21 protein-coding genes are annotated in these 26,911 nt (G+C 72.6%); 10 read left to right on the top strand and 11 right to left on the bottom strand.

All coding sequences use genetic code 11. From position 1 onward, the window contains the following. Positions 1-25: 25 nt before the first annotated feature. Complete coding sequence (locus CLT71_RS13000) at positions 26-529, bottom strand: hypothetical protein (RefSeq protein ID WP_143743453.1); 504 nt, start codon at positions 527-529, stop codon at positions 26-28. 642 nt (positions 530-1,171) lie between these two features. Between CLT71_RS13000 and CLT71_RS12995 the strand changes: the two genes are divergently transcribed. Together CLT71_RS12995 and CLT71_RS12990 are read left to right on the top strand one after the other, a co-directional pair. After that, positions 1,172-1,747: a hypothetical protein gene (locus CLT71_RS12995; protein ID WP_143743452.1), complete on the top strand. Its 576-nt coding sequence runs from the start codon at positions 1,172-1,174 to the stop codon at positions 1,745-1,747. A gap of 31 nt (positions 1,748-1,778) precedes the next feature. Continuing rightward, entirely contained in the window at positions 1,779-2,321 is a 543-nt protein-coding gene (locus CLT71_RS12990; RefSeq protein WP_101367323.1) for a GNAT family N-acetyltransferase, read from the top strand. Between the two features lie 92 nt (positions 2,322-2,413). Here the strand turns inward: CLT71_RS12990 and CLT71_RS12985 are convergent, their stop codons facing one another. The 3 genes from CLT71_RS12985 to CLT71_RS12975 all read right to left on the bottom strand — a co-directional run bounded on the left by CLT71_RS12985 (position 2,414) and on the right by CLT71_RS12975 (position 4,695). Beyond that, on the bottom strand, positions 2,414-3,217 hold the full coding sequence (locus tag CLT71_RS12985) for a protein kinase family protein (protein ID WP_199187588.1): 804 nt from the start codon (positions 3,215-3,217) through the stop codon (positions 2,414-2,416). Positions 3,218-3,673: 456 nt separating this feature from the next. Further along, a complete protein-coding gene (locus CLT71_RS12980; protein WP_101371409.1) occupies positions 3,674-4,189 on the bottom strand; it encodes an NUDIX hydrolase in 516 nt (171 codons plus the stop codon). A gap of 38 nt (positions 4,190-4,227) precedes the next feature. Next, positions 4,228-4,695 carry a hypothetical protein gene (locus CLT71_RS12975; RefSeq protein ID WP_101367322.1) on the bottom strand — a complete coding sequence of 156 codons (468 nt, stop codon included), beginning with the start codon at positions 4,693-4,695 and terminating at the stop codon, positions 4,228-4,230. A gap of 404 nt (positions 4,696-5,099) precedes the next feature. Here CLT71_RS12975 and CLT71_RS12970 point away from each other — a divergent pair, with 404 nt between their 5' ends. After that, entirely contained in the window at positions 5,100-5,303 is a 204-nt protein-coding gene (locus CLT71_RS12970; RefSeq protein WP_101367321.1) for a hypothetical protein, read from the top strand. On the opposite strand, the gene CLT71_RS36970 is transcribed toward CLT71_RS12970, so the two are convergent. Further along, the gene (locus CLT71_RS36970) at positions 5,300-6,001 is read right to left on the bottom strand and encodes a hypothetical protein (RefSeq protein WP_158242223.1); all 702 of its coding nucleotides are present in this window, start codon (positions 5,999-6,001) and stop codon (positions 5,300-5,302) included. The genes CLT71_RS12970 and CLT71_RS36970 overlap by 4 nt on opposite strands. Positions 6,002-6,213: 212 nt before the next feature. Here CLT71_RS36970 and npdG point away from each other — a divergent pair, with 212 nt between their 5' ends. Continuing rightward, positions 6,214-6,912 (top strand): NADPH-dependent F420 reductase, encoded by a 699-nt coding sequence (npdG, locus tag CLT71_RS12960; protein ID WP_101367319.1) that lies wholly within the window; start codon positions 6,214-6,216, stop codon positions 6,910-6,912. Positions 6,913-6,995: 83 nt separating this feature from the next. Here npdG and panB read toward each other — a convergent pair whose 3' ends face one another. Both panB and CLT71_RS12950 read right to left on the bottom strand, forming a co-directional pair. Continuing rightward, the gene (gene panB / locus CLT71_RS12955) at positions 6,996-7,838 is read right to left on the bottom strand and encodes a 3-methyl-2-oxobutanoate hydroxymethyltransferase (RefSeq protein ID WP_101371408.1); all 843 of its coding nucleotides are present in this window, start codon (positions 7,836-7,838) and stop codon (positions 6,996-6,998) included. Positions 7,839-7,984: 146 nt separating this feature from the next. Beyond that, positions 7,985-9,769, bottom strand: coding sequence for an NAD+ synthase (locus CLT71_RS12950; protein WP_101367318.1), 1,785 nt, complete (start codon positions 9,767-9,769; stop codon positions 7,985-7,987). Positions 9,770-10,089: 320 nt separating this feature from the next. Between CLT71_RS12950 and glnA the strand changes: the two genes are divergently transcribed. After that, positions 10,090-11,442: a type I glutamate--ammonia ligase gene (gene glnA / locus CLT71_RS12945; protein WP_101367317.1), complete on the top strand. Its 1,353-nt coding sequence runs from the start codon at positions 10,090-10,092 to the stop codon at positions 11,440-11,442. Here the strand turns inward: glnA and CLT71_RS12940 are convergent. Together CLT71_RS12940 and CLT71_RS12935 are read right to left on the bottom strand one after the other, a co-directional pair. Then, entirely contained in the window at positions 11,439-12,104 is a 666-nt protein-coding gene (locus CLT71_RS12940; RefSeq protein WP_101367316.1) for a hypothetical protein, read from the bottom strand. The genes glnA and CLT71_RS12940 overlap by 4 nt on opposite strands. Before the next feature lie 116 nt (positions 12,105-12,220). Then, the gene (locus CLT71_RS12935) at positions 12,221-12,796 is read right to left on the bottom strand and encodes a hypothetical protein (protein ID WP_486483235.1); all 576 of its coding nucleotides are present in this window, start codon (positions 12,794-12,796) and stop codon (positions 12,221-12,223) included. Between the two features lie 407 nt (positions 12,797-13,203). Between CLT71_RS12935 and CLT71_RS12930 the strand changes: the two genes are divergently transcribed. After that, positions 13,204-14,847: a N,N-dimethylformamidase beta subunit family domain-containing protein gene (locus CLT71_RS12930; RefSeq protein WP_101367315.1), complete on the top strand. Its 1,644-nt coding sequence runs from the start codon at positions 13,204-13,206 to the stop codon at positions 14,845-14,847. A 60-nt stretch (positions 14,848-14,907) separates the two neighbouring features. Here the strand turns inward: CLT71_RS12930 and CLT71_RS12925 are convergent, their stop codons facing one another. Further along, a complete protein-coding gene (locus tag CLT71_RS12925; RefSeq protein WP_101367314.1) occupies positions 14,908-15,837 on the bottom strand; it encodes an LD-carboxypeptidase in 930 nt (309 codons plus the stop codon). Positions 15,838-15,907: 70 nt separating this feature from the next. Between CLT71_RS12925 and CLT71_RS12920 the strand changes: the two genes are divergently transcribed. Genes CLT71_RS12920 through CLT71_RS12910 form a run of 3 tightly spaced genes read left to right on the top strand, consistent with a single transcriptional unit; the run spans position 15,908 to position 21,683 of the window. Further along, positions 15,908-16,723, top strand: coding sequence for a type 1 glutamine amidotransferase (locus tag CLT71_RS12920; RefSeq protein WP_101367313.1), 816 nt, complete (start codon positions 15,908-15,910; stop codon positions 16,721-16,723). Positions 16,724-16,762: 39 nt separating this feature from the next. Then, the gene (locus CLT71_RS12915) at positions 16,763-19,954 is read left to right on the top strand and encodes a bifunctional [glutamine synthetase] adenylyltransferase/[glutamine synthetase]-adenylyl-L-tyrosine phosphorylase (RefSeq protein ID WP_101367312.1); all 3,192 of its coding nucleotides are present in this window, start codon (positions 16,763-16,765) and stop codon (positions 19,952-19,954) included. Then, the gene (locus CLT71_RS12910; RefSeq protein ID WP_101367311.1) at positions 19,947-21,683 is read left to right on the top strand and encodes a hypothetical protein; all 1,737 of its coding nucleotides are present in this window, start codon (positions 19,947-19,949) and stop codon (positions 21,681-21,683) included. The genes CLT71_RS12915 and CLT71_RS12910 overlap by 8 nt, the downstream gene beginning before the upstream one ends. Positions 21,684-21,750: 67 nt before the next feature. On the opposite strand, the gene CLT71_RS12905 is transcribed toward CLT71_RS12910, so the two are convergent. Next, positions 21,751-25,068 carry an NACHT N-terminal Helical domain 1-containing protein gene (locus CLT71_RS12905; protein WP_101367310.1) on the bottom strand — a complete coding sequence of 1,106 codons (3,318 nt, stop codon included), beginning with the start codon at positions 25,066-25,068 and terminating at the stop codon, positions 21,751-21,753. A gap of 307 nt (positions 25,069-25,375) precedes the next feature. Between CLT71_RS12905 and CLT71_RS12900 the strand changes: the two genes are divergently transcribed. Then, a complete protein-coding gene (locus CLT71_RS12900; RefSeq protein WP_101367309.1) occupies positions 25,376-26,857 on the top strand; it encodes a pyridoxal-dependent decarboxylase in 1,482 nt (493 codons plus the stop codon). Positions 26,858-26,911 lie beyond the last annotated feature (54 nt).

The raw sequence follows: 26,911 nt of genomic DNA, 5'->3' as shown, positions 1-26,911 counted from the left end.
CGGCCCCGCGGCGGTGGATCCAAGCTCAGTACGGCAGGTCGATACTCCGGCGGCGGGCGAACTCGCGGTGGACGGTCATGATCGTGTCGAGCCAGCAGGCGAGCATCTCGTCGGCGCGGTGCACCCGGGCCATGCGCACCTCGTATTGTCTCGCGTCGACTCCGCAGGCGGTGTCGACGCCGGGCCAGGCGGCCAATGCCTCCTCGACCAGGTCGGGGTCGGACTCCTGGCGGGACTGGGATGGCTCGACGAGTAACCCCACGTCCTCAAAGAAGCTCAGCCCCCAGAGCAGGCCGTCGCCGGTGCCGACCCCGATAGCAGCGCAGAGCTGGGCGCGACTGATGCGGAGGGTGTGACCCGGCCACGGCTCCTCGACCGTCGTCAGGGCCGCTGGGATACGGTCGAGGACCGCGCTGACCGGTGCACAGGCGGCAAGCTGGGAGCCCCAGTACCAGACCCTACGCGGATCGTCGGTGCCGCCGGCTGGCTTTGCATCGGGCACCGCATAGGCGGGCAGTGCAGAGGTCATGCACCGAGTCTTCCGCATCCCGACGCAAGGGCCCCGACGTGCCCGGCGACGGCCCAGGGCGCCACCGATGCCGATGCCGATGCCGCCGGCGCACCGAGGCAAGCTGACGCGGCCCAGGGCCCATCGTCGTCCTCACCAGCGTCATCGCTCTGATCATCTGCAACATCCCGGTCGGCATACTGCTCGTCGATTCGGCTGACTGGGGCGAGGTCGCCTTCGTCCTGATCGTCTTCGGCCCCGGCGCTCTGGTGGCACTCGGTTGGCTGGTACGTCTGGTGCAGTGGCGGCTCGCCGCGCGTGCCCCCGGTACCCCCGTCCTGGTCACCGCGCATTTCACGCAGTCCCCGATCCCGTTCGGCCAAGCCGTACCGGCATCGGTACCCGGAGCGGGCTGCGCAGCGAGGCGAAGGGGGTACGCCGTCTGGCTGACCTGGCGCCGGTCCGGACGGCGTGTACCGGCACCAGCGTGTCGTCTGGGAACCCTGGCTGCGCGAGCTGACCCGGCCGCATTCCGGGTGAACGCGTGCCGTTCTCCGGCCGGGGCAGAGTCGACGGTGGCCGGGGCGAGCCCCGGGGCCGTCTGCGTAGTCCGATCACAGCGGACTCACGCTTTCCGCACAACCCCTGCCTATGCTTCAGCCGGTGTCCGAGGCGACAGCGGGGGCGGTCATGGGCAGGAAGACGGTCACGGGCCTGGTCGGGCTGGTCGTCGCGGTGCCGCTGGTCGCGGCCGGCGTCGTCGGGCTGCGGCTGCTGCACCGGCTCGCGGAGCCGCCGGGCCGGCCGGTCTGCTCGGCCGCCGAGGCGGCCTTCGCGGCCACGTTCGCGACCGATCCGATGCTGACCCGGGCGCCCGCCGGGATGGAACTGGAGTCGACCGGGTACGCGCAGCCGTGCGAGGGCCTCGGCGGTGACCTCGGCGCCGGCGACTGGCGTGGCGGTGCGGTCACCATCTGGGCGTACCCGGCCGGTGCCGGGCCGGACCGGCAGGCTGTCGAGGACTTCTACCGGAAGCTCGCCAAGTGGCGCGGATGGCCTGCCGGTGACGACGACGCTCCGGCGGGACCCTGGTTCATGACCATCGACGGCAGGCGGGTCGAGTTGCGGATCGACCCCGGCCATCGGCACGACGGGCGGACGGTGTTGCGGGTCTCGATGACGTACCGGATCGAGCCTCGGGACGGTGCCGTCCGGGCCACGGATCGGGTGGTTGAATGACGGCCGGACGAAACCGCCGGTGAGGAGGGCCATGGCGCTGACCAGTCGTCTTGCCCGGCACGCTGACATACCGGAGCTCCTGCCGTTGATCGACGCCGCGATCAACGAGTTGCAGAAGGGCTTCCTCGACCCGTCGCAGATCGCATCCAGCCGCTCGATCATGGGCATCGACACCCAGTTGATCGACGACGGGACGTACTTCGTGGTCGAGTCGGCCGGCCGCCTCGCCGGCTGCGGTGGATGGAGTCGTCGGGCCACCCTCTACGGCGGTGACCACTCGCAGGGCCGCGACTCCGCAATGCTGGACCCGGCCCGGGATCCGGCGAAGGTCCGCGCGATGTACACGCATCCGGACTGCACCCGCCGTGGCGTGGGCCGGCTGATCCTCGCCCGCTGCGAGGAGGCCGCCGCAGCAGAGGGTTTCCGCACCCTCGAACTGATGTCGACGCTCGCCGGCCGGCCACTCTACGAGGCGGCCGGCTTCGTACCGGTCGAGGAGGTCGAGGACCCGGCCGGTGGCGTACCCGTGCGACTGGTTCGGATGCGTAAGCCGATCGCGGCCCCGGCACCCTGAAGGGCGTGCCGGGCCGGCCGGCGGCCGCCGACGCGCGGAGCACGCCGACGGCCGCCGGATCACTCAGCCTGCGCCGACGGCCGCCGGATCACTCAGCCTGCGCCGACGGCGCGTTCGAGCAGGGTACGGTGCCGGATCATCCATCCGGCGGCCCGCGCCCGCCAGGCGAGTGCCCAGACCGGTGCCGGGTCGGTCGACTCCGGCGTGATCCCGGCCCGGATCGCCTCGGCGGCACAGTCCCGGATCGCCAGCTCGATCATCCGGCTGACCAGGCCGACCCGAACCGCCGCCGGCAGCTCGTAGCCGTCCAGGAACAGCCGTAGCTGCCTGGCCCGGCCCGCCGCGTCCGGCAGGTGGTGGCGTTCGGCGATGTCGTCGTCGTGCAACTGGGCGTTCCACCACGCCGTCACGGCCACCTCGTCGAGCCGGTCGACCGGCCCGGCCAGAGTCCAGTCGATGAACGCCACCGGTCGGCCGGCCCGGGCGACGATGTGCCACGGTCCGGCGTCGCAGTGCCCGATCACCGGGTCGGGACCCTCCCGGTGCATCCACCACGGCTGCCACCTGGCGTCCGGCGGTGGCCGGAAGCTCGCGGTGGCGGTGTGCAGTTCGCGCAGCAGCGTGCCGACCTGCCAGATCCCCTCGTCCGTCCAGGCCCGGGGGTGCATGGTGTCGCCCTCGACGTACGTCAGCATCTCGTTGCCGTTGTCGTCGATGCCGGTACCGACCACCCAGGGGGAGCCGGCGAACCCGACCTCCTCCAGGTGGTGCAGCAGGGCGTGCACGGTACGGGTCCACGGCCTGGCGGCACGCCGCACGATCGGCCCGGTACGGATGACATGACTTGGTCCGCCCTCGGCCGCGGTCAGCGGCTCGAAGGATGTAGCGGAATCCACGGGTACTCCTCGGTTCAGCGCAATTAGCGGTGAGAGACAACGCCGGATGAGGGCGCGAAAGGCCGGCGGCGGCAGGGGCTGCCACGGCCAGCGGGACCGCTGACGACGCGAGGAGCCGGCGGATCAGCCGGCGCAGGTGGCCGGCGGAAGCCGATGGGGTGAGTGTCCGGAGGTCAGCTCGCGGCGTGACCGCGCGTCGTGGCGGTGGTGGCTACTGCGCCAATGACCGTGCCTGCCATCATCGACCTCCTCGAAGAGTCGGGTGTCGGGAGGCTACGACACCGCCCCACATCCCGCCACCGAATTTCGAGCGCGATCCGGGGGAGGCGGAACCTCCACCGCCGATCCGCAGTGGACCGCGACAGCGACCCGTCGGTGTACCGGAGCAGTGGCCCGTCGGGAGCCCTGCTGGCGGGGCGGGGAGGTGGTGGTCGTGCCGGTGTCGGGCCAGCGGGGTCACGCCCGGGGACCGCCGGGGAGGGCGGCGGAGAGGGCGGCGGAGTCCGGGGCGAACCAGGCGGCGGTGGTGGCCGGGGCGAGCGCGTGCGTGATCGTGACCTGCCCGTGCTCGTCGAGCGGCGGCAGCCGGTCGGGGGCGAACCAGCCGACCGCGACCGACTCGTCGTCGTTGACCCGGGCGACACCGCCGAGCAACCGGCACCGGAAGCCGATGTTGAGAAACTGGCACCGGTCGCCGTTGGGATAGGTGTGCGGGCGCGCCAGTACGCTCGTCACCCGCTCCGGCAGCACGCGTACGCCGGTCTCCTCGAAGACCTCCCGGACCAGCGCCTCGGCGGGCTGCTCGCCGGGCTCGACGATGCCGCTGACGACCGACCAGCGCCCGTCGTCGGCCCGCTGGCCCAGCAGCAGCTCCCCGGCGTCGTTGCGAACCACCGCACTGACACTGGGCAGCCAGAGCAGGTCGTGCCCGACGAGTCTGCGGATCCGTGCGACGTACTCCGGGACGGCCATGCCGAGGACCATAACCACCCGCCGGTCGACGGTGTGGTTCAGCCGCCTGGTCCGGCCGCCGGGCTGGGTGCGTCGGCCGGGTTCGGGGCGCCGGCCGGGTCGGTACCGGGTGCCGGCGCGGGACGGTCGGCCGGATGGCTCGGTGCCGCCGTCGGCGTCATCCCGGGCAGCAGACTGTCCGGGCAGGGCACCTCGACCCGGGTGAAGTCCGCCCGTTCCTGGTCGACGACCTGACGGAAACAGATCCGCACCTCGGTCTGCTTCCGTCCGGCCATCCCGGGCCGGGACATCGCCACGTGCACCCGGAACACCAGCCGCACCCCGGGGGAGTGGCGCCGGTCGGTGCCGTCGACGCTGAGCACCTCGACCCGTCCGCCCCGCGCGGCGGCCTGCCCGAGTGCGGCGGCGCTGTCGTCGACACCGTGCACGAGTGCGTCACCGATCTGGGCGGCCTGGCGTACCGCTTCCTGTCGGGCCTGCTCCTCGATCGAGGGCTGCGTCGCCATACCCATAATGGTGTGCGCGGCGCTGCCGACGAGCAGCAGCAGAATGGCCGACGCGACGATTGACAGGACGCGGCCCAGCCGCCCCGTCACACCCGCCTGTCGCATGCCGCCCACACCGCGAATTGTGCTTCATTCCGCGCCGCGAAGTGCCAGGTCAGCCCGATGAGGCGGGAGTCGGAGCCCTCGGCGGGGGAAATTTTTCCGGCGCCCGCGCAGCAGGTCGTCGTCGCCTTCCCGGGCCGCTGACGGCGGTGAATCCCTTGTCGCAGAATGCCTTTCCCCCGTACGGCGGTACTTTGCCGTTTACCCGGTGACGGTTATCCGGTCGGGTCTACTGTGGAAGTCGCTCTGTCATTTTGCGCGAAACGGTAGCGCCTGGGCGGTTTGCCGTGCACAGTTACCCCATGAGCGACAGCGGGAGTGATGTGCAGTACTTCTGGTGCATCCGTCATCACCGGGTCGAGACCGGTGCCGACGTTTGCCCGGCGAGGTACGTACTCGGTCCGTACGCCTCGGGAGCCGACGCGGAGCAGGCGCTGCAGCGGGTGCGGCAGCGCAACGAAGCGTGGGACGCCGAGGATGCCCGCTGGGCCGGGGAGGAGCGCTAGACCGGCGCGGCGACAGCCCGCGTCGAGGAACTCCGTGGTGCTCCGCGAGGAGACCCCCGAGAGCATGTCCCGCAAGGAGGAACACAGATGGCCGAAGCAACAAGGGCCACCCGCACGGTAGCCAGAAGCGCTGCCGGCAAGAAGACCGCGGCGCGCAGCCGGACCGCAGGTGCCAGCAAGGGCACCTCGGCCCGCAAGGCCGCCAGTTCGTCGGTGGCCAGGAAGGCACCCGCGAAGAAGGCCCCGGCCAAGCGCGCGACGGCGGCGAAGAAGGCGCCGGCGAAGAAGGCAACGGCAAAGCGGGCACCGGCGAAGAAGGCCACCGCGAAGACCACCACCACGCGGGCGGCGGCGGGCCGCACCGGTACGGCGAAGCGCACCACCGCAGCGGTGAAGAAGACCACCGGTACGGCGAAGCGCGCAACCTCGGCGGCGGCGAAGAAGACCGCCGCCGCGGCGAAGCGGACCACGGCCGGCAGGAAGACCACCGCCGCGGCGCGGAAGACCGGCACGGCGGCGAAGCGGACCACCACGGCGGCGAAGAAGGCTCCCGCCAAGCGCGCGACCGCGAAGAAGGCCCCGGCGAAGCGGGCGACCGCGACCAAGGCCCCGGCGAAGCGCGCGACCGCGAAGAAGGCTCCGGCGAAGCGGGCGACCGCGGCGACGAAGCGGACCAGCACGGGGGCGAGCAAGGTCACCGCCCGCAAGGCGCCCGGCAAGCAGGCCGCGGCGCGGAAGGCTCCGGCCAAGGCACCGGCTCGGAAGGCCACCAGGGCGACCGCCCGGAAGATTATGGGTTGAGGTCCGTACCGGAACGCCTCCAGGGGCGTTCCGGTACGGTGCCAGATCCCCGGGTACGCAATCGGCGCCGAGGTCGCCGATGTGCCGGACGGTCTGCGAGGATTCCGGCATGGCATATGACGCGAGTGTGCTGCCGGACGTCACCGGACTCACCGTCGGCATCATCGGTGGCACCGGCGACCAGGGGCGGGGACTGGCCTACCGGCTGGCCCGGGCGGGTCAGCCGGTACTCATCGGTTCCCGCTCGGCGGGCCGGGCGGAGCAGGCGGCGGCGGAACTGCGTACCCTGCCGGGGATGCCGGCCGACGCCTCCATCTCCGGCGGCGACAACGTCGAGGTGGCGAGCCGCTCCGACGTGGTGGTGATCGCGGTTCCCTGGGAGGGACACCGGGACACCGTCGCCGGACTGCGCGAGCCACTCGCCGGCAAGGTGGTCGTCGACTGCGTCAACCCGCTCGGCTTCGACAAGCAGGGGCCGTACCCGTTGCGGGTCGAGGAGGGCAGCGCCGTGCAGCAGGCGGCGGCGCTGTTGCCCGACTCCCGGGTCTGCGCGGCCTTCAACCACGTCAGCGCACCGCTGCTGGCCGATCCGGAGGTCGACCGGATCGAGTTGGACGTGCTGATCTGCACCGAGGAGCGCGAGCTGGTCGGGCTGGTCGGCGCGCTGGCCGCGCGGATCCCCGGAATGCGCGGCATCTACGCCGGGCGGTTGCGTAACGCGCACCAGGTCGAGGCGTTCACCGCGAACCTGATCGCGATCAACAAGCGTTACAAGGCGCACGCCGGCATCCGCGTCACCGACGTCTGACCCGCTGGCGCCACGCGCCGAGTGTAAGGAAGGGCCCCCGCATATCGTTTTTTGTTGTAGCGGGGGCCCTTCCTTACAACCGGTCAGAAGGTGTGTTCGGCGGTGGGGAACTCGGCTTCCCGGACCTCGGCGGCGAACCGTCGGGTCGCCTCGGCGAGGATGCCGGAAAGGTCGGCGTAGCGCTTGACGAACCGGGGCATCCGACCGGACCGCAGCCCGGCCATGTCCTGCCAGACCAGCACCTGGGCGTCGGTGTCCGGGCCGGCCCCGATCCCGATGGTGGGTATCGCCAGCTCGTGCGTGATCCGCTTCGCCACCTCGCCCGGCACCATCTCCAGGACTACCGAGAACGCACCGGCCTCGGCGACCGCGAGCGCGTCCGCCACCACCTCGTCGGCGGCGTCGCCCCGGCCCTGCACCCGGTAGCCGCCGATGGTGTGCTCGCGCTGCGGGGTGAAGCCGATGTGCGCCATCACCGGGATGCCGGCTGCGGTGATCGCCCGGATCTGCCCGGCCACCTGCCGGCCGCCCTCCAGCTTGACCGCGTGGCAGCCGCCCTCCTTCATGAACCGTACGGCGGTGCGCAGCGCCTGGGTCGGCCCCTCCTCGTACGAGCCGAAGGGCAGGTCGCCGACGACCAGCGGGTAACTGGTGGCGCGTACCACGGCACGTACCAGCGGGAGCAGGTCGTCGACGGTCACCGGCACCGTCGTCTCGTGCCCGAAGACGTTGTTCGCCGCCGAGTCGCCGACCAGGAGCACCGGAATTCCGGCCTCCTCGAAGATCGCGGCAGTGTACTGGTCGTACGAGGTGAGCATCGGCCACCGCTCACCGCGTTCCTTCGCGGCCACCAGGTCGCGGGCGCGTACCCGTCGGGTCGCCGGACCGCCGTAGAGCGTCGCCACCTCGGCCGGGACGGACGCCATCTGCTGCTCGGACATCGTCGTCTCCTCTCGCCTCGAGGCCGCGTTCGCGGTCCCCGGGTCACTGCCGATCGTCCCACCGTCCGGGGCGGCGACGGCAGGGAAGAGTGCAGGTTTTCACACCGAGGAGATCGGTTGCCGGAAAGCCGTCAGGGACGCTCGCGCCACCGGTTGGTGATCGGCACCCGACGGTCCCGACCGAACGCCTTGATCGAGATTTTCGGTCCGGGCGCGGACTGCCGGCGCTTGTACTCCGCGATGTCCACCATCCGGAGCACCTTGTCCACCACCTCCGGATCGTGCCCGGCCGCGACCAGGTCGTCCCGGCCCTGGTCGCCGTCGACGTAGCCGACCAGGATCGCGTCCAGGACCGAATAGTCCGGCAGGGTGTCGGTGTCGAGCTGCCCGGGGCTCAGTTCGGCGCTCGGCGGCTTCCGGATCGAGTTCTCCGGGATCGGCGGGGTCTCGCCGCGCCGCCCCGCCTCCGCGTTGCGCCAGTTCGCCAGCTTCCAGACCAGGCTTTTCCAGACGTCCTTGAGCGGGTTGAATCCGCCGACCGAGTCGCCGTAGAGGGTGGAGTAGCCGACCGCGAGCTCGCTCTTGTTGCCTGTGGTGAGCACGAGGTGGCCCTCCTGGTTCGACAGCGCCATCAGCAGCACCCCGCGTACCCGGGCCTGGAGGTTCTCCACCGCCATCCCGGAGAGCGACAGGTTGGCCAGGAAGCCGTCCACCATCGGCTGGATCGGCTCGACCCGGTAGTCCAGGCCGGTCCGCTTGGCCAGGTCGGCGGCGTCGTCCAGGGAGTGCTCCGACGAGTGCTGGCTAGGCATCGAGACCCCGACCACCCGCTGCGGGCCGAGCGCGTCGACCGCGATCGCGGCGACGAGTGCCGAGTCGATGCCGCCGGAGAGGCCGAGCACCACCGAGCGGAAGCCGTTCTTCTCGACGTAGTCGCGCAGCCCCAGCACCAGGGCCTGCCACACCTCGCCCTCGTCGACCACCGGCTCGGTGACGCCACCGGTGGCCCGGGGGCCGGTCGGGGCGGGCAGCCCGTCGCTGACCCGGATCCGGGTGACGGCCATCTCCTGCTGCCCGTCGGCCGGTACCGGTTGCGCCGGCTCGGTGCCGCTGGGTGCTTCGGCACGGCCCTCGGGCAGGTCGACGTCGTGCAGCATCAGGTGCTCGACGAACTGCGGGGCGCGGGCCAGCAGGGTGCCGTCGGCGGCGACGATCATCGAGTCGCCGTCGAAGACCAGCTCGTCCTGACCGCCGACCATGTTGACGTACGCGACTGTCGCCTCGGCCTCGGCGGCCCGGCGGCGGACCAGCGGCAGGCGTACGTCGTCCTTGTTCAGCTCGTACGGCGAGCCGTTGATGTTGACGACCAGCCCGACCCCGGCGCGGCGGGCGACAGTGAACGGACCGCCGGCCTGCCACAGGTCCTCGCAGACGGTGAGCGCGACGTCGACCCCGCCGATCCGGACCACCGTCAGGGTGTCGCCCGGCACGAAGTAGCGGTCCTCGTCGAAGACGCCGTAGTTCGGCAGGTGGTGCTTGAAGTAGCGGGCCACCACCCGCCCACCGTGCAGCACGCCAAGCGCGTTGCGCGGCCCCCGGGTCGGGGTGGCCTCGGCGTTGGCGCTGGCCGGGCCGTCGGCGTCGAGGTAGCCGACCAGCACCGGCAACCCGCCGAGCCCGTCGGCGGCGAGCTCGGCGGCGAGCTGGTCGAGGGCGGCCCGGGAGGCGGCGACGAAGGAGTCCCGGAAGACCAGGTCCTCGACCGGGTATCCGGTGAGCATCATCTCCGGGAAGGCCACGAGATGCGCGCCGGCTGCGGCGGCGTCCCGGGACCGCTGGCGGATCAGCGCCGCATTGCCGGCGATGTCGCCGACGGTGGGGTTGACCTGGGCCAGGGCGATGCGCAAGGTCGGCATGACTCCATCTTGCCGCAGCCGCCCCCGGCCGGCTCGGTGCGGCGGCCGGTGCCGGCGGTGGCGGCGCTCACCCTCTGCCGGCACCCGCCGGCAGGGCGATGGGGGCGCGCCTCCCGCCGCCGATGTTCGCCCGGTGCGCGCCGGACTCGGTCTGCGGGCTATGTTTGGGACGAACGCCCAGCAAGTACGCAGGCCGTGCGAGCATACGCATCGGTATCGGTCTAGTTCCCGTAACGTCTGCGTAACGGAACCGGTGAAGACTGGACCGCTAGGCCGTGCGCCGGCTGGGCCGGTCCGAACAGAGTGTGCGAGGGGTTGAGGTGGACCGTCAGCAGGAGTTCGTGCTCCGCACGCTGGAAGAGCGTGACATCCGTTTCGTCCGGTTGTGGTTCACCGACGTGCTCGGCACGCTGAAGAGCGTCTCGGTGGCCCCGGCCGAGCTGGAAGCGGCCTTCGACGAGGGGATCGGCTTCGACGGCTCGGCCATCGAGGGCTTCGCCCGGGTCTTCGAGTCCGACATGGTGGCGATGCCTGACCCCACCACCTTCCAGGTCTTCCCGTTCGAGGGCGGTGTCTCCGGCGAGAGCGCCCGGATGTTCTGCGACATCCTGCTCCCCGACGGCAGCCCGTCCTGGGCGGACCCGCGGCACGTGCTGCGCCGGGCGCTGTCCCGGGCCGCCGAGAAGGGCTTCACCTTCTACACCCACCCGGAGATCGAGTTCTTCCTCCTGGAGAACGGCCCCAACGACGGCTCGCTGCCGGTACCGGTCGACGACGGCGGCTACTTCGAGCACACGACCCACGCGGTGGCCCGGGACTTCCGCCGGCAGGCGGTACTGGCCCTGGAGCGGATCGGCATCTCGGTCGAGTTCAGCCACCACGAGGTCGCGCCCGGACAGCAGGAGATCGACCTGCGCTACGCCGACGCGCTCACCACCGCCGACAACATCATGACCTTCCGGCACATGGTCAAGGAGGTCGCGCTCTCCACCGGGGTACGGGCCAGCTTCATGCCGAAGCCCTTCACCGACCAGCCGGGCAGCGGGATGCACACCCACCTGTCGCTCTTCGAGGGCGAGCGCAACGCCTTCCACGACGCCAGCGACCCGATGAAGCTCTCCAAGGTCGGCAAGGCGTTCATCGCCGGGCTGCTGGTGCACGCCAGGGAATACACCGCGGTCACCAACCAGTGGGTCAACTCCTACAAGCGGCTCTTCCCGCAGGCACTGCCGGACCGGATCACCGAGTCCCCGGCGTACGTCTGCTGGGGGCACCTGAACCGCTCCGCGCTGGTCCGGGTGCCGGCGTACGGCAAGCCGAACTCGGCCCGGGTGGAGGTCCGCTCGCCGGACTCGGCGACCAACCCGTACCTGGCGTTCGCCGTGCTGCTCGGCGCCGGGCTCAAGGGGATCGAGGAGGGCTACGAGCTGCCCCCGGGTGCCGAGGACGACGTCTGGTCGCTCTCCAACGCCGAACGCAAGGCGATGGGGTACGAGTCGCTGCCGGAGAACCTCGCCGAGGCGATCGACGTGATGTCCGGCTCGGAGTTGGTGGCCGAGGTGCTCGGCGAACACGTCTTCGACTTCTTCCTGCGCAACAAGCGCGCCGAGTGGGAGCAGTACCGCCGCGAGGTCACCCCGTACGAGCGGCAGCGCTACCTCGGTCTGCTCTAGGCGGGCGGGGCGACCGACGGCACGGGCTCGGAGAGCAGGCCGGCGGTCGCCAGCAGGCGCAGCCAGGTGTCCTCGTACTCTCCCCGGAACCGGCCACGGTTCACCCGGCGTTCCAGTACTCCCGGCCCGAGGACGGTCTCGACCAGTCGCGGGTACTTCCCGCCCAGCACGTACTCGTCGAAGAACGTGACGATGTCGGGGGCGAAGACGTGGATGTCGACGTCCTGTTCCGGATGCGTGTAGAGGAAGACGTAGTCGTCCGGCTGGATGTGGTAGACATCGCCGTCCGTCAGGTCGAGCAGTATGGCCTCGCCGCCGTCGATCTCGGCGCGCAGCCGTGTCGGGATTCTGTGCAGTTCGCAGCCGATCGACAGGGCGGGGCCGAGCGGGTCGTGCGGATTGTCCGGCAGCTTCCGCAGCGCCGCCGGGTCGCCGACCTCCGGCGGCCGCTGGAAACGGAAGAGGCTTCCCTCGATCCTGTCGATGATCTGGAACACCTCCCTGGCCCCCTCGGGGATGCCGGGAACGGACTCCAGCGCGATCCCGTCGGCGAGGTGCACACCGAAGCCGTGCTCCGCCTCCAGTGCCTTGAGCCGCTCGAAGCGGGTGCGGATCCGGTCGAGCCGCGCCGTGGCCGCCGCCTGCGGCCGGTCGTCGGGCATCCGACCAGGATAGGGAGGCCCGGCCGCACACTCCTGATCGGCGCTTCCTGTCGCGGTTCCGGGTCGCGCGCCGGCACGGCGCGCGACCCGGTGACTGGGACTACCAGCCCGGGTGACTACTTGTCGGCCGGGGTGTCCGACTCGCCGCCGTCGGCCGGAGCGTCGGCCGGCCCACCGTGCTTCGGGCCACCGTGCTTCGAACCGCCGTGCTTCGGTCCACCCTCACCGTGGCCGCCCCAGGCCGGGAAGACGCCCGCCTCGACCGCCGCGACGATGGCGTCGGCCTGCTCCTGGGTCAGCTTGCCGTCCGAGACGGCCTTGTCGAGCCGCTCCTTCAGCATGGCCTCCCGGTCGGCCTTCGACGGCGCGTCGGGCCTGTCCTTGCCCCGCTGCTCGGCCCGGTCCTTCCACTCGGCCCGGTGCTGCTCCTTGATCTTCGCGAGAGCCGCCTCGACCTTGTCCTGGGGTACGCCCAGTTCCTCGGCGAGCTGCTCGGCCAGCTTGCCGCGCTGCTCCGCCAGGCGCTTGTCGTGCTCGGGCGCGGTCTTGCCGCCCTCCGTCGAGGTCGACGGGGTCGGTGTGGGCGTCGCGTCCTCCGCGAACGCCACGGCCGGAGCCGCGAGACCCACCGTGAGTACTCCGGCGGCCAGCAGACCGCCGACGACCTTCTTCCGGGAAAGCAGATTGTTCATGCTGCTGTTTCCTCCTCGGGTGCGAATGCCAAGCTGGCGCGTACCAGTACCAATCACCCAGATTGCGGCAGCAGACTGGGCTGCACCCCGGAAGGGCCTGGCAGCCGGCTGGCAATCTTGGCGTCCGCTGGCAGCCGGCTGAGAATCGCCCCCGAACCGGGTGGAGGTTTCCGCCCTCGGTCGTCACCCGCAATGCGGACCGCCCACTGCCGCCGGTTGTCCGCAGGCACCCCACTCTGGGGGTGATTGTCGTTCCTGACGGAATCGTCTATCACGGGTCGCCGTTCCCGGTGCCCGACTCATATGCTCTTCGCGCCCGCCGGTCCGCCCTCGTAGGTCGCAGTGGCAACCCGCTGCGGCAACCCGGTAAGCCGCGGTGACCCGGTAACCGTGCTGGAAGGGGACAGATGGCGGATCGGTCGGTCCGGTGGTCACGGCGGACGACACTCACGCTCTTCGGCGTCGGCGCACTCGGCTCGCTCGGCACCGCCGGGGCGTACGGCGTCCTGACGGCCCGCGAGGCGGCGAAGGCGACCGGCACGGGTAGCTGGGGCGGATCGGTGCCGACCGCGGCCGGAGCCTCCGGCTCGCCCTCGCTCTCCGCCGCCCCGTCGACCGACCCCTACTATCCCGGCGACGCCGAACCCGGACCGGTCGAGGCGCCGCCGCGACGTGTCTCCGGCACCGGGCAGTCCGCGGTCGCCCGGGAGAACTCCCGGCCCGGTGCCGCGGGGTTCAGTATCGAACGCCGCCGGTTCGGCGACGACGTACGCAACCAGATCGCCGGCTACACCTCGTCGAGTGGGGTGGAGATCGGTGCCGAGCTGGGCTTCCACGTCTCGGTCGCACCGGCGCAGTCCTATCGGATCGAGGTCTACCGGCTGGGCCACTACGGCGGGCTCGGTGCCCGACTCGTCACCACGAGCCCGTGGCTCGACGGCCACCGGCAGCCGCCGCCGAAGGTGTCGACGGAGACCGGGATGGTGCACTGCGACTGGCCGGTCGGCTGGCGACTGCGGGTGGGCCGGGACTGGGTCAGCGGCTTCTACCTGGCGCTGTTGACCAATGCCGACGGCTGGTGCCGGTGGGTTCCGTTCGTGGTCCGTGACCCGGGTCGGCTGGCGGCCGGGCTGGTGGTCGTGCCGACCAGCACCTACCAGGCGTACAACATGTGGCCGGACGACGGGCGTACCGGCACGAGTCTCTACAACGGTTTCGACCCGGCCGGTCGGCGCGACTCCGAGCTGCGGGCCACCGCCGTCTGCCACGACCGGCCCTACCGGGGCAGCGGAATTCCGAGTCAGAGCCGACACGACATCGGCTTCGTGCAGTGGCTGGAAAAGCACGGCTACGACGTCGCCTACGCCACCAGCGAGGACCTGCACACGGGCCGGGTCGACCCGCGACGGTACTGGGCGGCTGTCTTCTGTGGACACGACGAGTACTGGTCCGTCGAGATGCGCCGGCTGGCCGCCGCCGCCCGGGACGCCGGGACAAGCCTCGTCTTCCTCGCCGCCAACAACTGCTACTGGCGCATCAGGTACGACGGCCCGGAGAGCCGCTCGGCGGAACGGGTGATCGACTGCGCCAAGAGCCTGCCGCCGTACCCCGGAGAGGTCCCGCTGACGACCCGGTGGCGCAACGCGGGCAGCCCGGAGCAGGATCTGCTCGGCGGGCAGTACGTCAGCATCGTCGACGGGCAGGCCCCGCTCGTCGTCCGCGACAGCCGGCACTGGTTCTGGGCCGGTACCGGGCTGCGCGACGGCGACCGGATCCCCCGGGTGGTGTTCGGCGAGGCCGACCGGGTGCAGTCGAGCCTGCGCGGTCCCCGGGCCACCGACCGGACCCTGCTCGCCGACTCCCCGTACCGGCGCCGGGGCCGCGCCTACCAGCAACAGACCTCGCTCTACCGGGCAGAGTCCGGGGCATGGGTGTTCGACGCCGGCTCGCTGGGCTGGACCCGCGCCCTCTACGCCACCGGTTTCGTCGACGCCCGCCTACAGCGGGCGACCCGCAACCTGCTCAACCGGGTACTCCGTCCGCCGGGCTGAGCGCCCCCGGCTGCCGGCCGGCTCAGCGCCCGTCGGGAGGCTCAGCGCCCGTCGGGAGGCTCAGCGTACGGCGGCCGTCACGGTAAGGGTGCCGGCGTCCGCGTCCATGGTCGCCGTTACGCCCACCGGCACGGTGAGCTGCCCGACCCCGTGCCCGATCGGCAGCCCGCCCAGCACCGGCACCCCGAGATCGCCGAGCCGTTCGGCCAGCACCTCCGCCACGCCGACCGCCCAGTCGTCCGCGCAGTCGGTGAACTGGCCCACCGCCACCCCGGCCACCCCGGCCAGCACACCGGACCGGCGCAGGTGGGTCAGCATCCGGTCGACCTTGTACGGCGGCTCACCGACATCCTCGACCAGCAGGATCGCGCCGGTCAGATCCGGCATGTCCGGGGTGCCGAGGGAGTGCGCGAGCAGGCAGAGGTTGCCGCCGAGCAGCCGGCCGGTGGCCGTACCGGGCACCAGCACCGCTGCGGTCTCCTCGGTCGGCAGCCGGTGCACCACCACCGGCTCGGGGCACATCAGCGCGGTGCGCAGCGACTCGGCCGAGACCGGTGGGGTCCGCTCGTCGAGCCAGGCCGCTCCCGGGCCGTGCACGGTGGCCAGTCGGGCACCGCGCCAGAGCGCGAGTTGCAGCGCGGTGATGTCGGAGAACCCGGCCACCACCTTCGGGTCGCGGCGCACCGCCGACATGTCGATCGCGTCGACCACCCGCTGCGCGCCGTAGCCGCCCCGGGTGCAGAGCACGCCGCGTACCGCCGGGTCGGCGAAGGCCGCGTTCAGGTCGGCGGCGCGCAGCGCGTCGTCTCCGGCCAGGTAGCCGCGCCGGGCGTACGCGTTCGGGGCGAGGACGGGACGAAGGCCCCAGCCGGTGAGCAGTTCCATCCCCCGGGCGACCCGTTCCGGCCGGGTCGGTCCGGAGGGCGACACCAGCAGCACCGTGTCGCCGGGCCGCAACGCCGGTGGTCGTACCGCCTCGTCGTCGGGCACCGCGCCTCCTCGCTCCGTCCGGCCCCGAGCCTATCGGTGGCCGCCGGGCGCACCGGATAGCCTCGACACCGTGGCAACCGAGACCGGAACCGAGAGCGACACCGGCAGCGCGGGCGGCGCCGCCACCGCGCTGGTGATCGAGAACGACCCGACGGACGACGCCCGCCGGCTGGGGGAGTGGCTCACCGAGGCCGGCCTCGACCTGGCGGTGCTCCGGCCGTACGCCGGGGACGCGCTCCCCGACGACCTGACCGGGTACGCCGCGCTCGTCGTACTCGGCGGTTACCAGCACCCGTACCCGGGACCCGACGGCAGCCCCGGAGCGCCCTGGTTCCCGGCGCTGGAAGGGCTGCTCCGCAAGGCCGTACGGCACCGGGTGCCGACCCTGGCGGTCTGCCTCGGCGCCCAACTGCTGGCCACCGCGCACGCCGGTACGGTGCAGCGGAGCGCGGCCGGGCCGGAGGTCGGGCCGAGCGTCGTCGGCAAGCGGGACGCCGCCGAGCACGATCCACTGTTCCGGTACGTGCCGATGATCCCGGACGTGCTCCAGTGGCACGTCGACGAGATCACCGAACTGCCGCAGGGCGCCACCCTGCTGGCCGCCTCGACCCGCTATCCGCACCAGGCGTTCCGGCTCGGCGACCGGGCCTGGGGGCTCCAGTTCCACATCGAGTGCGACGCCGAGATGATCGCCGACTGGGCGACCGACTCGGCGACCCTGGCCGAGCTGGACTACGACCCGGAGCTGGTGGTGGCCGCCTGTGCCGAGGTGCTGCCCGACATCGAGGAGGTGTGGCAGCCGTTCGCCGCCCGGTTCGCCGCGCTCGCCCAGGGCCGGCTCGACGGCGCCCCGTCCCGGCCCACCCTGCCGCTGCTCGGGCACTAGGGGGTACCCGCCGATGACCGACACCCCGGCCCGCCGCCGATGAGCCGGCCGACCAGCGCGTCCGGCCGGCTCACCCGGCTCGCCCGGTACGGCTTCGGGGTGGGCGACGCGGAGCGGACCGGCGACAACGGTGTGGCCCGGGCCGCCGAGCTGCTCGGGCCGGACGGGCTCGGGCTCTGGGACCCGGACACCCAGGAGCCGGTCGACCCGCCGGCCGGCGAACTGCTCACTGCGCTCTCCCGGACCGCCGATCCGGACCTGACGCTGCGCCAGCTGCACCGGATCGTCGAGGCGGAACGCCGCTCCACCGCCCCGACCACGGCCACCGCCCCGACCACGGCCACCGCCCCGACCACGGCCGGCGGCACGGGAACCGGCGGTGGCGGGGAGGGCCTGCTCGCCGCTCTGCACGCCGATCCGGGGCTGCGGCGGCGGGTGCTCGCGATCCTCGGCGCCTCCTCGGCGCTCGGCGACCACCTGGTGGCCAACCCGGAGCAGTGGCGGGCGCTGCGTACCGGGGTCGACGGGGTGGCGCCGAACGCCGACGGGCTGCTGCACCCGGACACCACCGGACGACCGGCGGACGGGCCGGAGGACGGACCGGCACCGCTGCCGGCGGTGGCGGAGCTGCGCCGGGCGTACCGGCTGGCGCTGCTGCGGATCGCGGCGGCCGACCTGACCGGCGGGCGCGGCCTGGAGCAGACCATGGCGGCGCTCTCGGCGCTCGCCGACGCCACCCTGGCCGACGCGTACGGCATCGCGGTCGACGAGCTGCCCGAGGGGACTCCGGTGCCCCGGCTGGCGGTGGTGGCGATGGGCAAGTGCGGCGGCAACGAGCTGAACTACGTCTCCGACGTCGACGTCATCTTCGTGGCCGCCACCGACGAGGACCTGCCGGCCGGTACCCAGGTGGCGACCCGGATGATCGAGATCTGCGGGCTGGTGGCCTGGCCGGTCGACGCCGCGCTGCGGCCGGAGGGCAACCGGGGGCCGCTGGTGCGTACCCTCGCCAGCCACCTCGCCTACTACCGCCGCTGGGCCCGGACCTGGGAGTTCCAGGCGCTGCTCAAGGCCCGCCCGGCGGCCGGGGACATCGGGCTGGCCCAGGAGTGGATCGACGCACTCGCCCCGCTGGTGTGGCGGGCGGCGGAACGGCCGGAGGCGGTCGAGGACGTCCGGGCGATGCGCCGGAAGATCATCGACAACATCCCGCCGCGCGAGCTGGAACGGGAGATCAAGCGCGGGCCGGGCGGGCTGCGTGACATCGAGTTCGCGGTGCAGCTCCTCCAGCTCGTACACGGCCGGGTCGACGAGTCGCTGCGGGCCCCGGGCACCCTCCCGGCACTGCGGGCGCTGGTCGCCGGCGGCTACGTCGGGCGGGCCGACGGGGAGGCGCTGCTGCGCGGGTACCGCTTCCTGCGCGGGGTCGAGCACCGGCTCCAGTTGCAGGCGCTGCGGCGTACCCACACCGTGCCGGCGGACCGTCCCGCGCTGCGCTGGCTCGCGCACGCCCTCGGCTACACCGCGCTGCCCGGCCGGGACGCCGTCGAGGCGTTCCGGGCCGACTGGGTCGGCCACGCCACCGAGGTACGCCGGCTGCACGCCAAACTCCTCTACCGGCCGCTGCTGGAGGCGGTCGCCCGGGTACCCGCCGACGGGTTGCGGCTGACCCCGGAGGCGGCCCGGAACCGGCTGGAGATCCTCGGCTTCGCCGACCCGACCCGGGCACTGCGGCACCTGGAGGCGCTGACCGGCGGGGTGACTCGGACCTCGGCGATCCAGCGCACCCTGCTGCCGGTGCTGCTCCAGGAGTTCGCCGACGCACCCGAACCGGACCGGGGGCTGCTCAACTACCGCCAGGTCTCCGACAAGCTCGGCGGCACCCCGTGGTATCTGCGGCTGCTCCGCGACGAGGGGCCGGTGGCCCGCCGGCTGGCCCGTACCCTGGCGGTCTCCCGCTACGTCGCCGACCTGTTGGCCCGGGACCCGGAGGCGCTCCGGCTGCTCGCCGACGACAACGAGCTGACCCCGCGCGATGCCGAGGTGCTGCGCGACGGATTCACCGCCGCCGCCGACCGCCACCTCGTCGGTCGTGGGCCGACGCCCGCCGACCCGGTCGAGGCGATCCGGGCGGTCCGGGCACTGCGCGGCCGGGAACTGGTCCGGATCGCCTGCGCGGACGTGCTCTACCGGGCGGGTTCGCTGGCCCCGGCCGGCCGGACCGGGGTGGCCGCCACCGTCACGCCGGAACCGGCCCCGGACGGCGTCGTCGGCGACTCCGACGTGCTCACCGTCGGCGCGGCGCTCTCCGCCGTCACCGACGCCACCCTGGGGGCGGCGCTGCGGGTGGCCCGGGCGACCCAGCCGACGATGCCCGGACTGCGGTTCGCGGTGATCGGGGTGGGCCGGCTCGGCGGGTACGAGATGAACTACCTCTCCGACGCCGACGTGCTCTTCGTCTACGACCCGCCGCCCGGGGTGGCCGAGGACGCGGCAAGCGCGGCGGCCCGGGCGATCGCCGAGGAGATGCGCCGGCTGCTCGGCATGCCGGCCGCCGACCCGCCGCTCGGAGTCGACGCCGACCTGCGTCCGGAAGGCCGGCAGGGGCCGCTGGTCCGCAGCCTCGGCGCGTACGCGCAGTACTATGCCCGCTGGTCGAAGGTCTGGGAGGCGCAGGCGCTGCTGCGCGCCAGGCACGTCTGCGGCGATGCCGACCTCGGGCGGGAGTTCGAGGCGGTCGCCGACCCGGTGCGCTATCCGGAGCGGGGACTGAACCGGGAACAGGTGGTGGAGATCCGCCGGATCAAGGCCCGGGTGGAGACCGAACGGCTGCCCCGGGGTGCCGACCCGGCCACGCACACCAAACTGGGCCGAGGCGGACTGGCCGACGTGGAGTGGGCGGTACAGCTCACCCAGCTCCGGCACGCCGGCCGGCTGCCCGAGCTGCGCTGCACGCGTACCCTCGACGCGCTGGCCGCCGCCCGGGAGGCCGGGGTGGTCGACGGTGCCGACGCCGCCGCGATGGCCGCCGGATGGAGCATGGCCGCCCAGGTACGCAACGCGCTGATGCTGGTACGCGGCCGGGCCGGCGACCAGTTGCCCCGGCACGGCGTGGAACTGGCCGGCGTGGTACGCCTGCTCGGCGGCGACGACCCCGGCGAGTTCCTGGACCACTACCTGCGCACGGCGCGGCGGTGCCGGGCGGCGGCGGAGCGCGTGCTGGATGCCTGACCGGCGCCGCGTTTCGAGGGTGCTGTCCGGTGCGGTCGGCCTGGCCGGCGTGCTCGCGGTCGCCCTCCTGCTCGCCCCGCCGCTCGGCACCGACCTCTCCGCCCAGGTGGCCCGGGCCAACTTCTTCGGCCGGCACGGATCCGCCGTCCTCGACCTCGGCTGGTACGCCGGCACCTCCCCGTACGGCTACAGCCTCCTCACCCCGCCACTGATGCACTGGCTCGGTGCCGACGCGCTCGGTCCCCGGCTGGCGGGCGCGCTCGCCCTGCTGGTCTCGGCGGCGGCGCTGGCGTTGCTGATGCTGCGTACCGGTGCCCGGCGGCCCCTGCTCGGCGCGCTGGTCGGCGCCGTCTGCATCGCCGGCAACCTCGTCTCCGGCCGGATCACCTACGCGATCGGGGTCGCCTTCGGCCTGCTCGCGCTGCTCGCCCTGACCAGCTCGGCCCGGCCGGCGCTGCGGCTCGGCGCGGCCGGGATCGCCGCCGCGCTGGCCGGGGCGGCGAGCCCGGTGGCGGGACTCTTCGTGGTACTCGCTGGCGCGAGTAAGGAAGGGCCCCCTCTTATCGCTTTTTGTAGAAGAAGGGCCCCCTCCTTACACCTCAACCTCGACGGGCTGGTGCTGATGGCGGGTGCCGGGGTGCCGACGGTGGCGCTGGGGCTGGTGTTCGGCGCGGGTGGCTGGATGAACATCAGCCTGGCGGACACGGTGACGGCGGCGGTGGCGAGTGTGCTGGTGGCGGTGCTGGTGCCGCGCCGGGAGGTCCGGGTCGGGGCGGTGCTGGCCACGCTGGGCGTGCTGGCCGCGTTCGCCATCCGTACCCCGGTGGGATTGAACGCCACCCGGCTGGCCGCGATGTTCGCGCTGCCGGTGCTGGTGGGCTATGCGACGATGCCGGCCGCACTGGTCCGGAGGCGGTCGCGGCGGGCCGGGCTGGTCCGGGGCTGGTCGCGGCGGGCGACCGGAGCCGCGCTGGTCGCGATCGTGGCGCTGGTCGCCGTGGTGGAGCCGCCGGTCTCGGTGGCGGACCTGCGCGCCGCCGGGGACCCGACGGCGTCCCGGAGCTACTTCCAGCCGCTGCTGACCGAGCTTGCCCGGCGACCACCCGGCCGGATCGAGGTGGTGCCGACGGCGAACTACTGGGAGGCGGCGTACGTGCCGGAGGCCGCCCCGCTGGCCCGGGGCTGGCTGCGCCAGGCCGATCAGGCGTACAACCGGCTCTTCCTGGACGGCAGCGTCGACGCGGAGTCGTACGGCCACTGGCTGCGGGACAACGGCGTGGCGTACGTCGCCGTGGCCGGGGCGGAGCCGTCCTGGGTCGGCCGGCGGGAGGCGGAACTGATCCGGGGCGGGCTGCCGTACCTGACCCCGGTCTGGCAGCACCCGGACTGGACCCTGTACGCGGTTGCCGATGCCTCGCCCCTCGTGCAGGCGATCGGGGCGGGTGCGCCGACGGGTGGCGGCGATCCGCCGGACGGTGCCGAGGGGGCGGGACCGGGTACCCCGGGTGCCGAACTGGTGCGGGCCACGTCGGTGGAGCTGACCGTCGACGTACCGGCAGCGGGGGAGACCCTGGTCCGGCTGCGCTGGTCGCGGTGGCTCCGGGTCGACGGCGAGCCGGGCGCCTGCCTCGCCCCGTACGCCGACTGGACCGTGCTCCGGGTGACGCAACCGGGCAGGTACTCGATCAGCGGCAGCCTGACCGGCGCGGGACCGCGCTGCCCCGACTGAGTGGCGGGCCGGGCCAGTTCTGCCTGGGGCGGGACCACGCGCACCTTCGACGCGGCCTGCCGGCGGGTCAGCGCTTGAGCCGCACGCCGTCGCCGTTGCGGAACGTCTGACCGGGGTTCGCCCAGACGGTGAGCCGGCGATTCCCGACGAACGGCCCGAGGTCCAGTTCCGGGACGTCGTGCAGGTAGAGATCTGTCAGGTGTGGAATGTCGGCCAGCGGTGCGAGGTCGAGCACCTGGGAACGGTTCCGCAGGTCGAGCGACCGAAGCGTGGGATGGCCGCGCAGCGGTCGAAGGTCGAGCGGGGCCGCGCAGGAGTCGAGATCGAGCATGTTCAGCGGCAGCGGTGCGATCGTCCCGAGGTCGACACTCGGCGTCTTCAGCCACATCAGCCGGAGGGCCCGCAGCTGCGGCTGGAAGGCGGCGATCCGGTCCAGTACCTCGGGGTCCGTGCAGCCGTTGAGTTGCAGGTCGATGAGGGTGGGCAGCCGACTCAGGAAGCTGGTGTCGCCGAGGCCCTTCGGCACCTGGTTCGCGGTCAGTGCGAGGGCGGAGAGCTGCCGCAGTTCGGCCAGTGGACGGTAGCTGCGAGGGTTGCCCCCAAAGCCGGACAGGGTCAGGGTGGTGAGCTGCGGAAATCGGGTGACCCAGCCGAGATCCGCGCTCGGGGTGGGGTTACCGCCGAGGAAGAGGTTGAGGGTCGTGAGCTGGGTCAGGGTGGCCGGCAGCTGTGTGGGATCACAGGACCAGGCGAGGAAGAGCTGTTCCAGCTGAGGCTGGTCACGCAGGAACGAGAGGTCGATCGATCGCTCGGAGAAGGCAAGGCCGAGGGGCCGGTACACCAGGAGGGTCCGTAGCGGAGGCACGTCCCGGAGCGCGGACACGGGATCGGCGACGATGAGCTCCAGGTGGTGCAGCTGACGCAGGTACCGGAGCATCGGCGCCGTCCACTCGTCCACCCTGATCCGGCCATCCCGCAGCGGTGAGTCGGCGAGGACGGTCTGGGCGTACTCCTCGGGTTCGAAGTGGTTGGCGGCCCGGACCAGCGCGTCGACCACCCGGCTACGCGCGTCCCGGCCGTACCGGCCGAGCTTGCGCAGCGCCGCCGGGCCCCCGACGAAGGCGGCGGTGTCGACAGTGGCGGCGGCGACGCTCTCGGAGAGCGTGTCGAGACCGTCGGGGAGGAGCCGGAGCACCCGCTCGCCGGCCAGCGCCAGCGACCGGGACTCGACGGCGTTGCGCGGGGGTACGAGCGCGGCCAGGTTGGCGTCGATCCGGTCGAGGGTACGGACCGGCAGCGCGGGTGCGGTCTCCACGCAGGCCCCGGCGAGCAGCCGGAGCCACCGGCCCTGCCGGGACGGTCCCGTCTCGGCCCGGTCGAGCAGCCGGTTGACCAGGCGCCGCCGGTATTCGCTGTTGGCCAGTCCGGCGGTCATCACCACCGTCTCCCGCCACATGTCCCGGGTGGCGTGCTCGGCCAGTACGTCGATGTAGTTCTCCTCGGCGATCTCCTTCGCCGCCAGGTATTCCTGGAAGGTGCGGTGTACGAAGGAGATCCGGTCCTCGGCGACGTCCTTGAGCACACCGCTGCGGTCGAGCAGGTGCTCGAAGACGTCGTCCGGCTCGGCTGTCACCTTCGGCATGGTGGTGAGCCTCCGGCGTACGTGCTCCCGGGCCTGCCCGGTGTCCAGTTCGGACTGGTTGCCGAGGGTGAGTCGCCAGGCGAGGTCCTGCAACAACGACATGGCGTGCTGCGCGCCCAACCCGACCCGCTGGTACGCCGGCACGTTCCGGGCGGTGTCCCGGCGTTCGAGCAGCATCTCCAACGCGGCGCGATAGAGGCTGATCCGGTCGTGCGGCAGGTCGTCGCCCCGGTCGAGGTTCAGCGCGCAGAGCATGGCGCACATCAGCGGGTTCGTGGCCATTCCCCGCAGGTGGTGGTTGGCGTCCAGCCGGGTGAGCAGCCGGCGTTCGTAGCGGGGCAGCTCCGCCGACTCGCACGGCAGGTGCCGGGCGCCGCCGATGGCGCGGTGCCAGCGCCGGACGAACTCGACGATGTCGACCGGGCTCATCCGCTCCAGCATCACCGCGAGGAAACCCTCGTTGGTGAGCCAGCGGGCCGGTGCGCCGCTCGGCCGGGAGGTCACCACCACGATCACGTCCGGGTACCGGTCCAGCAGCCGGCGCAGCCACTGGCGTACCGCGGCACGCTGTGTCCGGACGAGTTCGTCCACCCCGTCGACCAGCAGCAGAGCCCGGCCGGTGGCGAAGATCCGTTCCACCATTCCGGCCGGTGCCTCGGTGGCGAACTGCGCGATGTCGTCGCCGAGCAGCGCCCCGACCGCCGGCAGCGGGCGGTCGGCATAGCCGCGCAGCTTCACCAGGAAGGGCGTACGGCCGTTCCAGTCCTGCAACTCACCGGTGAAACCATGCCGGGCGGCGGTTATCGCCAGCCAGCGCAGCAGGGTGCTCTTACCCGAGCCGGCCACGCCCCGGATCAGCACCCGTCGGCCCTGCCCGAGCGCGGCCTCCACCCGCAGCCCGGTCTGCTGGTCGCGGTCGTCGTCCTTGCCGTTCCGCAGGAAGGAACCGCGACCGGGGGAGAGTTCGACGGACCGCCGGCGCCGGCTGGCGGGTCGGGCGCCGTCGAGGTCGGTGACGGCCAGGCTCAGGTACGCGATGCTGAGCGTCGTCTCCGGCGTGTAGTTGCGGACGTCGACGCCGAAGAGTTCGAGCTGGTCGTAGTGCTCGGAGACGAACCGCAGGTAGCGGGAGATCAACTCGTCCTCGTCCGCCACCGGCTCGCCGGTGCGTGGCGCGGGTAGCCGGGCCAGGATCTCGGCCAGGTCCACGGAGATCCGGGAGAGCCGGCCCAGTGCCTCCTGGCTGGCCCGGTTGGTGAACTGCGGCAGGTGCCGGACAAGCTGCACATAGCAGAGTACGCAGTCCTCCAGCACCCGTACGGCCAGGCGTTCCGCCGCCTCGCCCAGTCCGGCCGTCCCCGCGTTTGTCATCAGCACCGGACGGAGCCGCCGTACCAGCTCGGCTGGGTCGGCGTCGACGGCGAGGAGTGTCTCGTCGGTGAGGGCGTCGGCGGAGAAGGTCCGGGCGACCGCCTCCAGCGCCGCCGCCGACTCGTGCTCGGGAAGGTCCACCCCGTCGGCCTCGAAGAGCCGCTCGACCCGTCCGGCGATGTCCGCCGCGAGGCTCTCGATCTGGAGGTCGACCTTCCGGCGTACGAAGCGGTCCCGGAAACTCAGCGTCAGCAGCTCGGACAGGTCACGGGAACTGTCGGCGCGATCCCGGCGGGCGGCGAGCCACTGTGTCGCCGCCTGGGTGGCCACGACTTTCGCCAGGCCGGTCGCCGCGCTCTCCAGCACCGGCATCCGTCGTCCTCCCGGTCGTCGGCAGCGAGACAGCCACGGAATCTTACGTCCGGCAGCGGAGCGCCGGGACGGCAAAGCCGAGTCGGTTACGCGACTCGCCGGTCGGCTGCTCGCCGGTCGGCTGCTCGGCGGGTCGGCTGCTCGCCGTTGACACCGCGCCTCCCGTGGCTGGTGCCGTGCTGTTTCGCAGAGCGTCGTCGCGGATGGTTCCTGCGGCCACCGCAGGCCGATTGGCTGTGCCGGAGCTGGCACGCCAGTGCCAGGCTGGCCCCTGACACTGCTCGCGAGACCGGTTTCGGAGGTTGGCATGGGTGATCCACTGCACGAGCGGGACTCGATGACGGCGCTGGAGCAGGTCTGGGCCGCGGCCGGCCCGTACCTGGACTCGCTTGCCGACCGCCCGGTCAGCGACCCGGCCACCGAGAAGCTGCTGCGGGAACTCGCCGAGGTGGGCGGTCTCGACGGCGGGCTGCCGGAGCGGGGCCTCGGATCCGCCGCCGCGCTGGAGCGGTTACTCCGGATCGGCACCGCCGCCGCGACCCACTCCGCCGGCCCGCGCTTCTTCCACTTCGTCATCGGCGGCGCCACCCCGGCTGCGCTCGCGGGGGACTGGACCGCCGCGCTGCTGGACCAGAACGCCGCGTTCCGGGCCTCCTCCCCGCTCGCCGCCGAACTGGAGGCGATCGCCCTGCGCTGGCTGCGGGAGCTGTTCGGGCTTCCCGACCGGTACGGCGGGGCACTTGTCGCCAGCGCCACCTTCGCGAACTTCACCTCGCTGGCCGTCGCCCGGCACTGGTGGGCCGAGCAGCACGGCGTGGACGTCACGGCGGACGGGCTGTCAGGACTGCCCCGGATGCCGGTGCTCTCCGGCGGCTACCTGCACGCCAGTGTTCGCAAGGCGTTGCAGATGCTCGGGCACGGCCGGGACAGCGCCGAGGTGTACGCCCGGGACGGGGTCGGCCGGGTCGACCTGCCGGCGATCGAGCGGCGGCTCGCCGAGCTGGACGGACCGGCGGTGTTGGTCGCCAACGCCGGTGAGGTGAACGCGGGCGACTTCGACCCGGTCGACGCGCTCGCCGACCTCGCAGAGCGGTATGGCGCCTGGTTGCACGTGGACGGCGCGTTCGGGCTCTTCGCCGCGCTCTCGCCCCGGACCGCCGGGCTGGTACGCGCGATCGAGCGGGCCGACTCGATCGCCTGTGACGGGCACAAGTGGCTCAATGTGCCGTACGAGAGCGGGTTCGCCTTCCTCCGCGAGCCGGACCGGCTGCCGGTCGCGTTCGGGATGCCCGGCACGACGTATCTCCCCGGGCCAGGGAGTCCACTGTGGTCGGGGCAGCCGGGGCCGGTCGACTACGCCCTGCACGGGCCGGAGTCGTCGCGCCGGGCACGGTCGATGCCGATCTGGGCGACCCTTGCCGCGTACGGGCGCGAGGGGTACCGGGCGATGGTGGAGCGGCAGATCGACCTGGCCCAGCGCCTCGCCCGGGGAGTGGACGAGGCACCCGAGCTGGAACGGCTGGCCGAGGTGCCGCTCTGCATCGTCTGCTTCCGAGCCGCTCCGGAGCACGTACCGCCGGACCAACTCGACGACCTCAACCGGCGGCTCGGCGCGGCCCTGCTCGCCGACGGCCGGGTCTTCGTCGGCACCACCGTCTACGACGGCCGGGTCGCGCTCCGCCCGGCGTTGGTGAACTGGCGGACCACCGAGGCGGAGATCGACCTGCTGATCGAGGTGGTACGCGAGCTGACCGCCAAACTCGCCGGAGGGTCGACAGCGAGGGGTTGAGCCGTCGTCAGGGCAACCATGAACCGTGCCGCGAGCAGCAGGTATTCCGGCAAG

The organism is Plantactinospora sp. CNZ320 (assembly GCF_002846275.1).
Note: the sequence above shows the minus strand (reverse complement) of the source record. Positions and strands in the feature narration are given on the sequence as shown.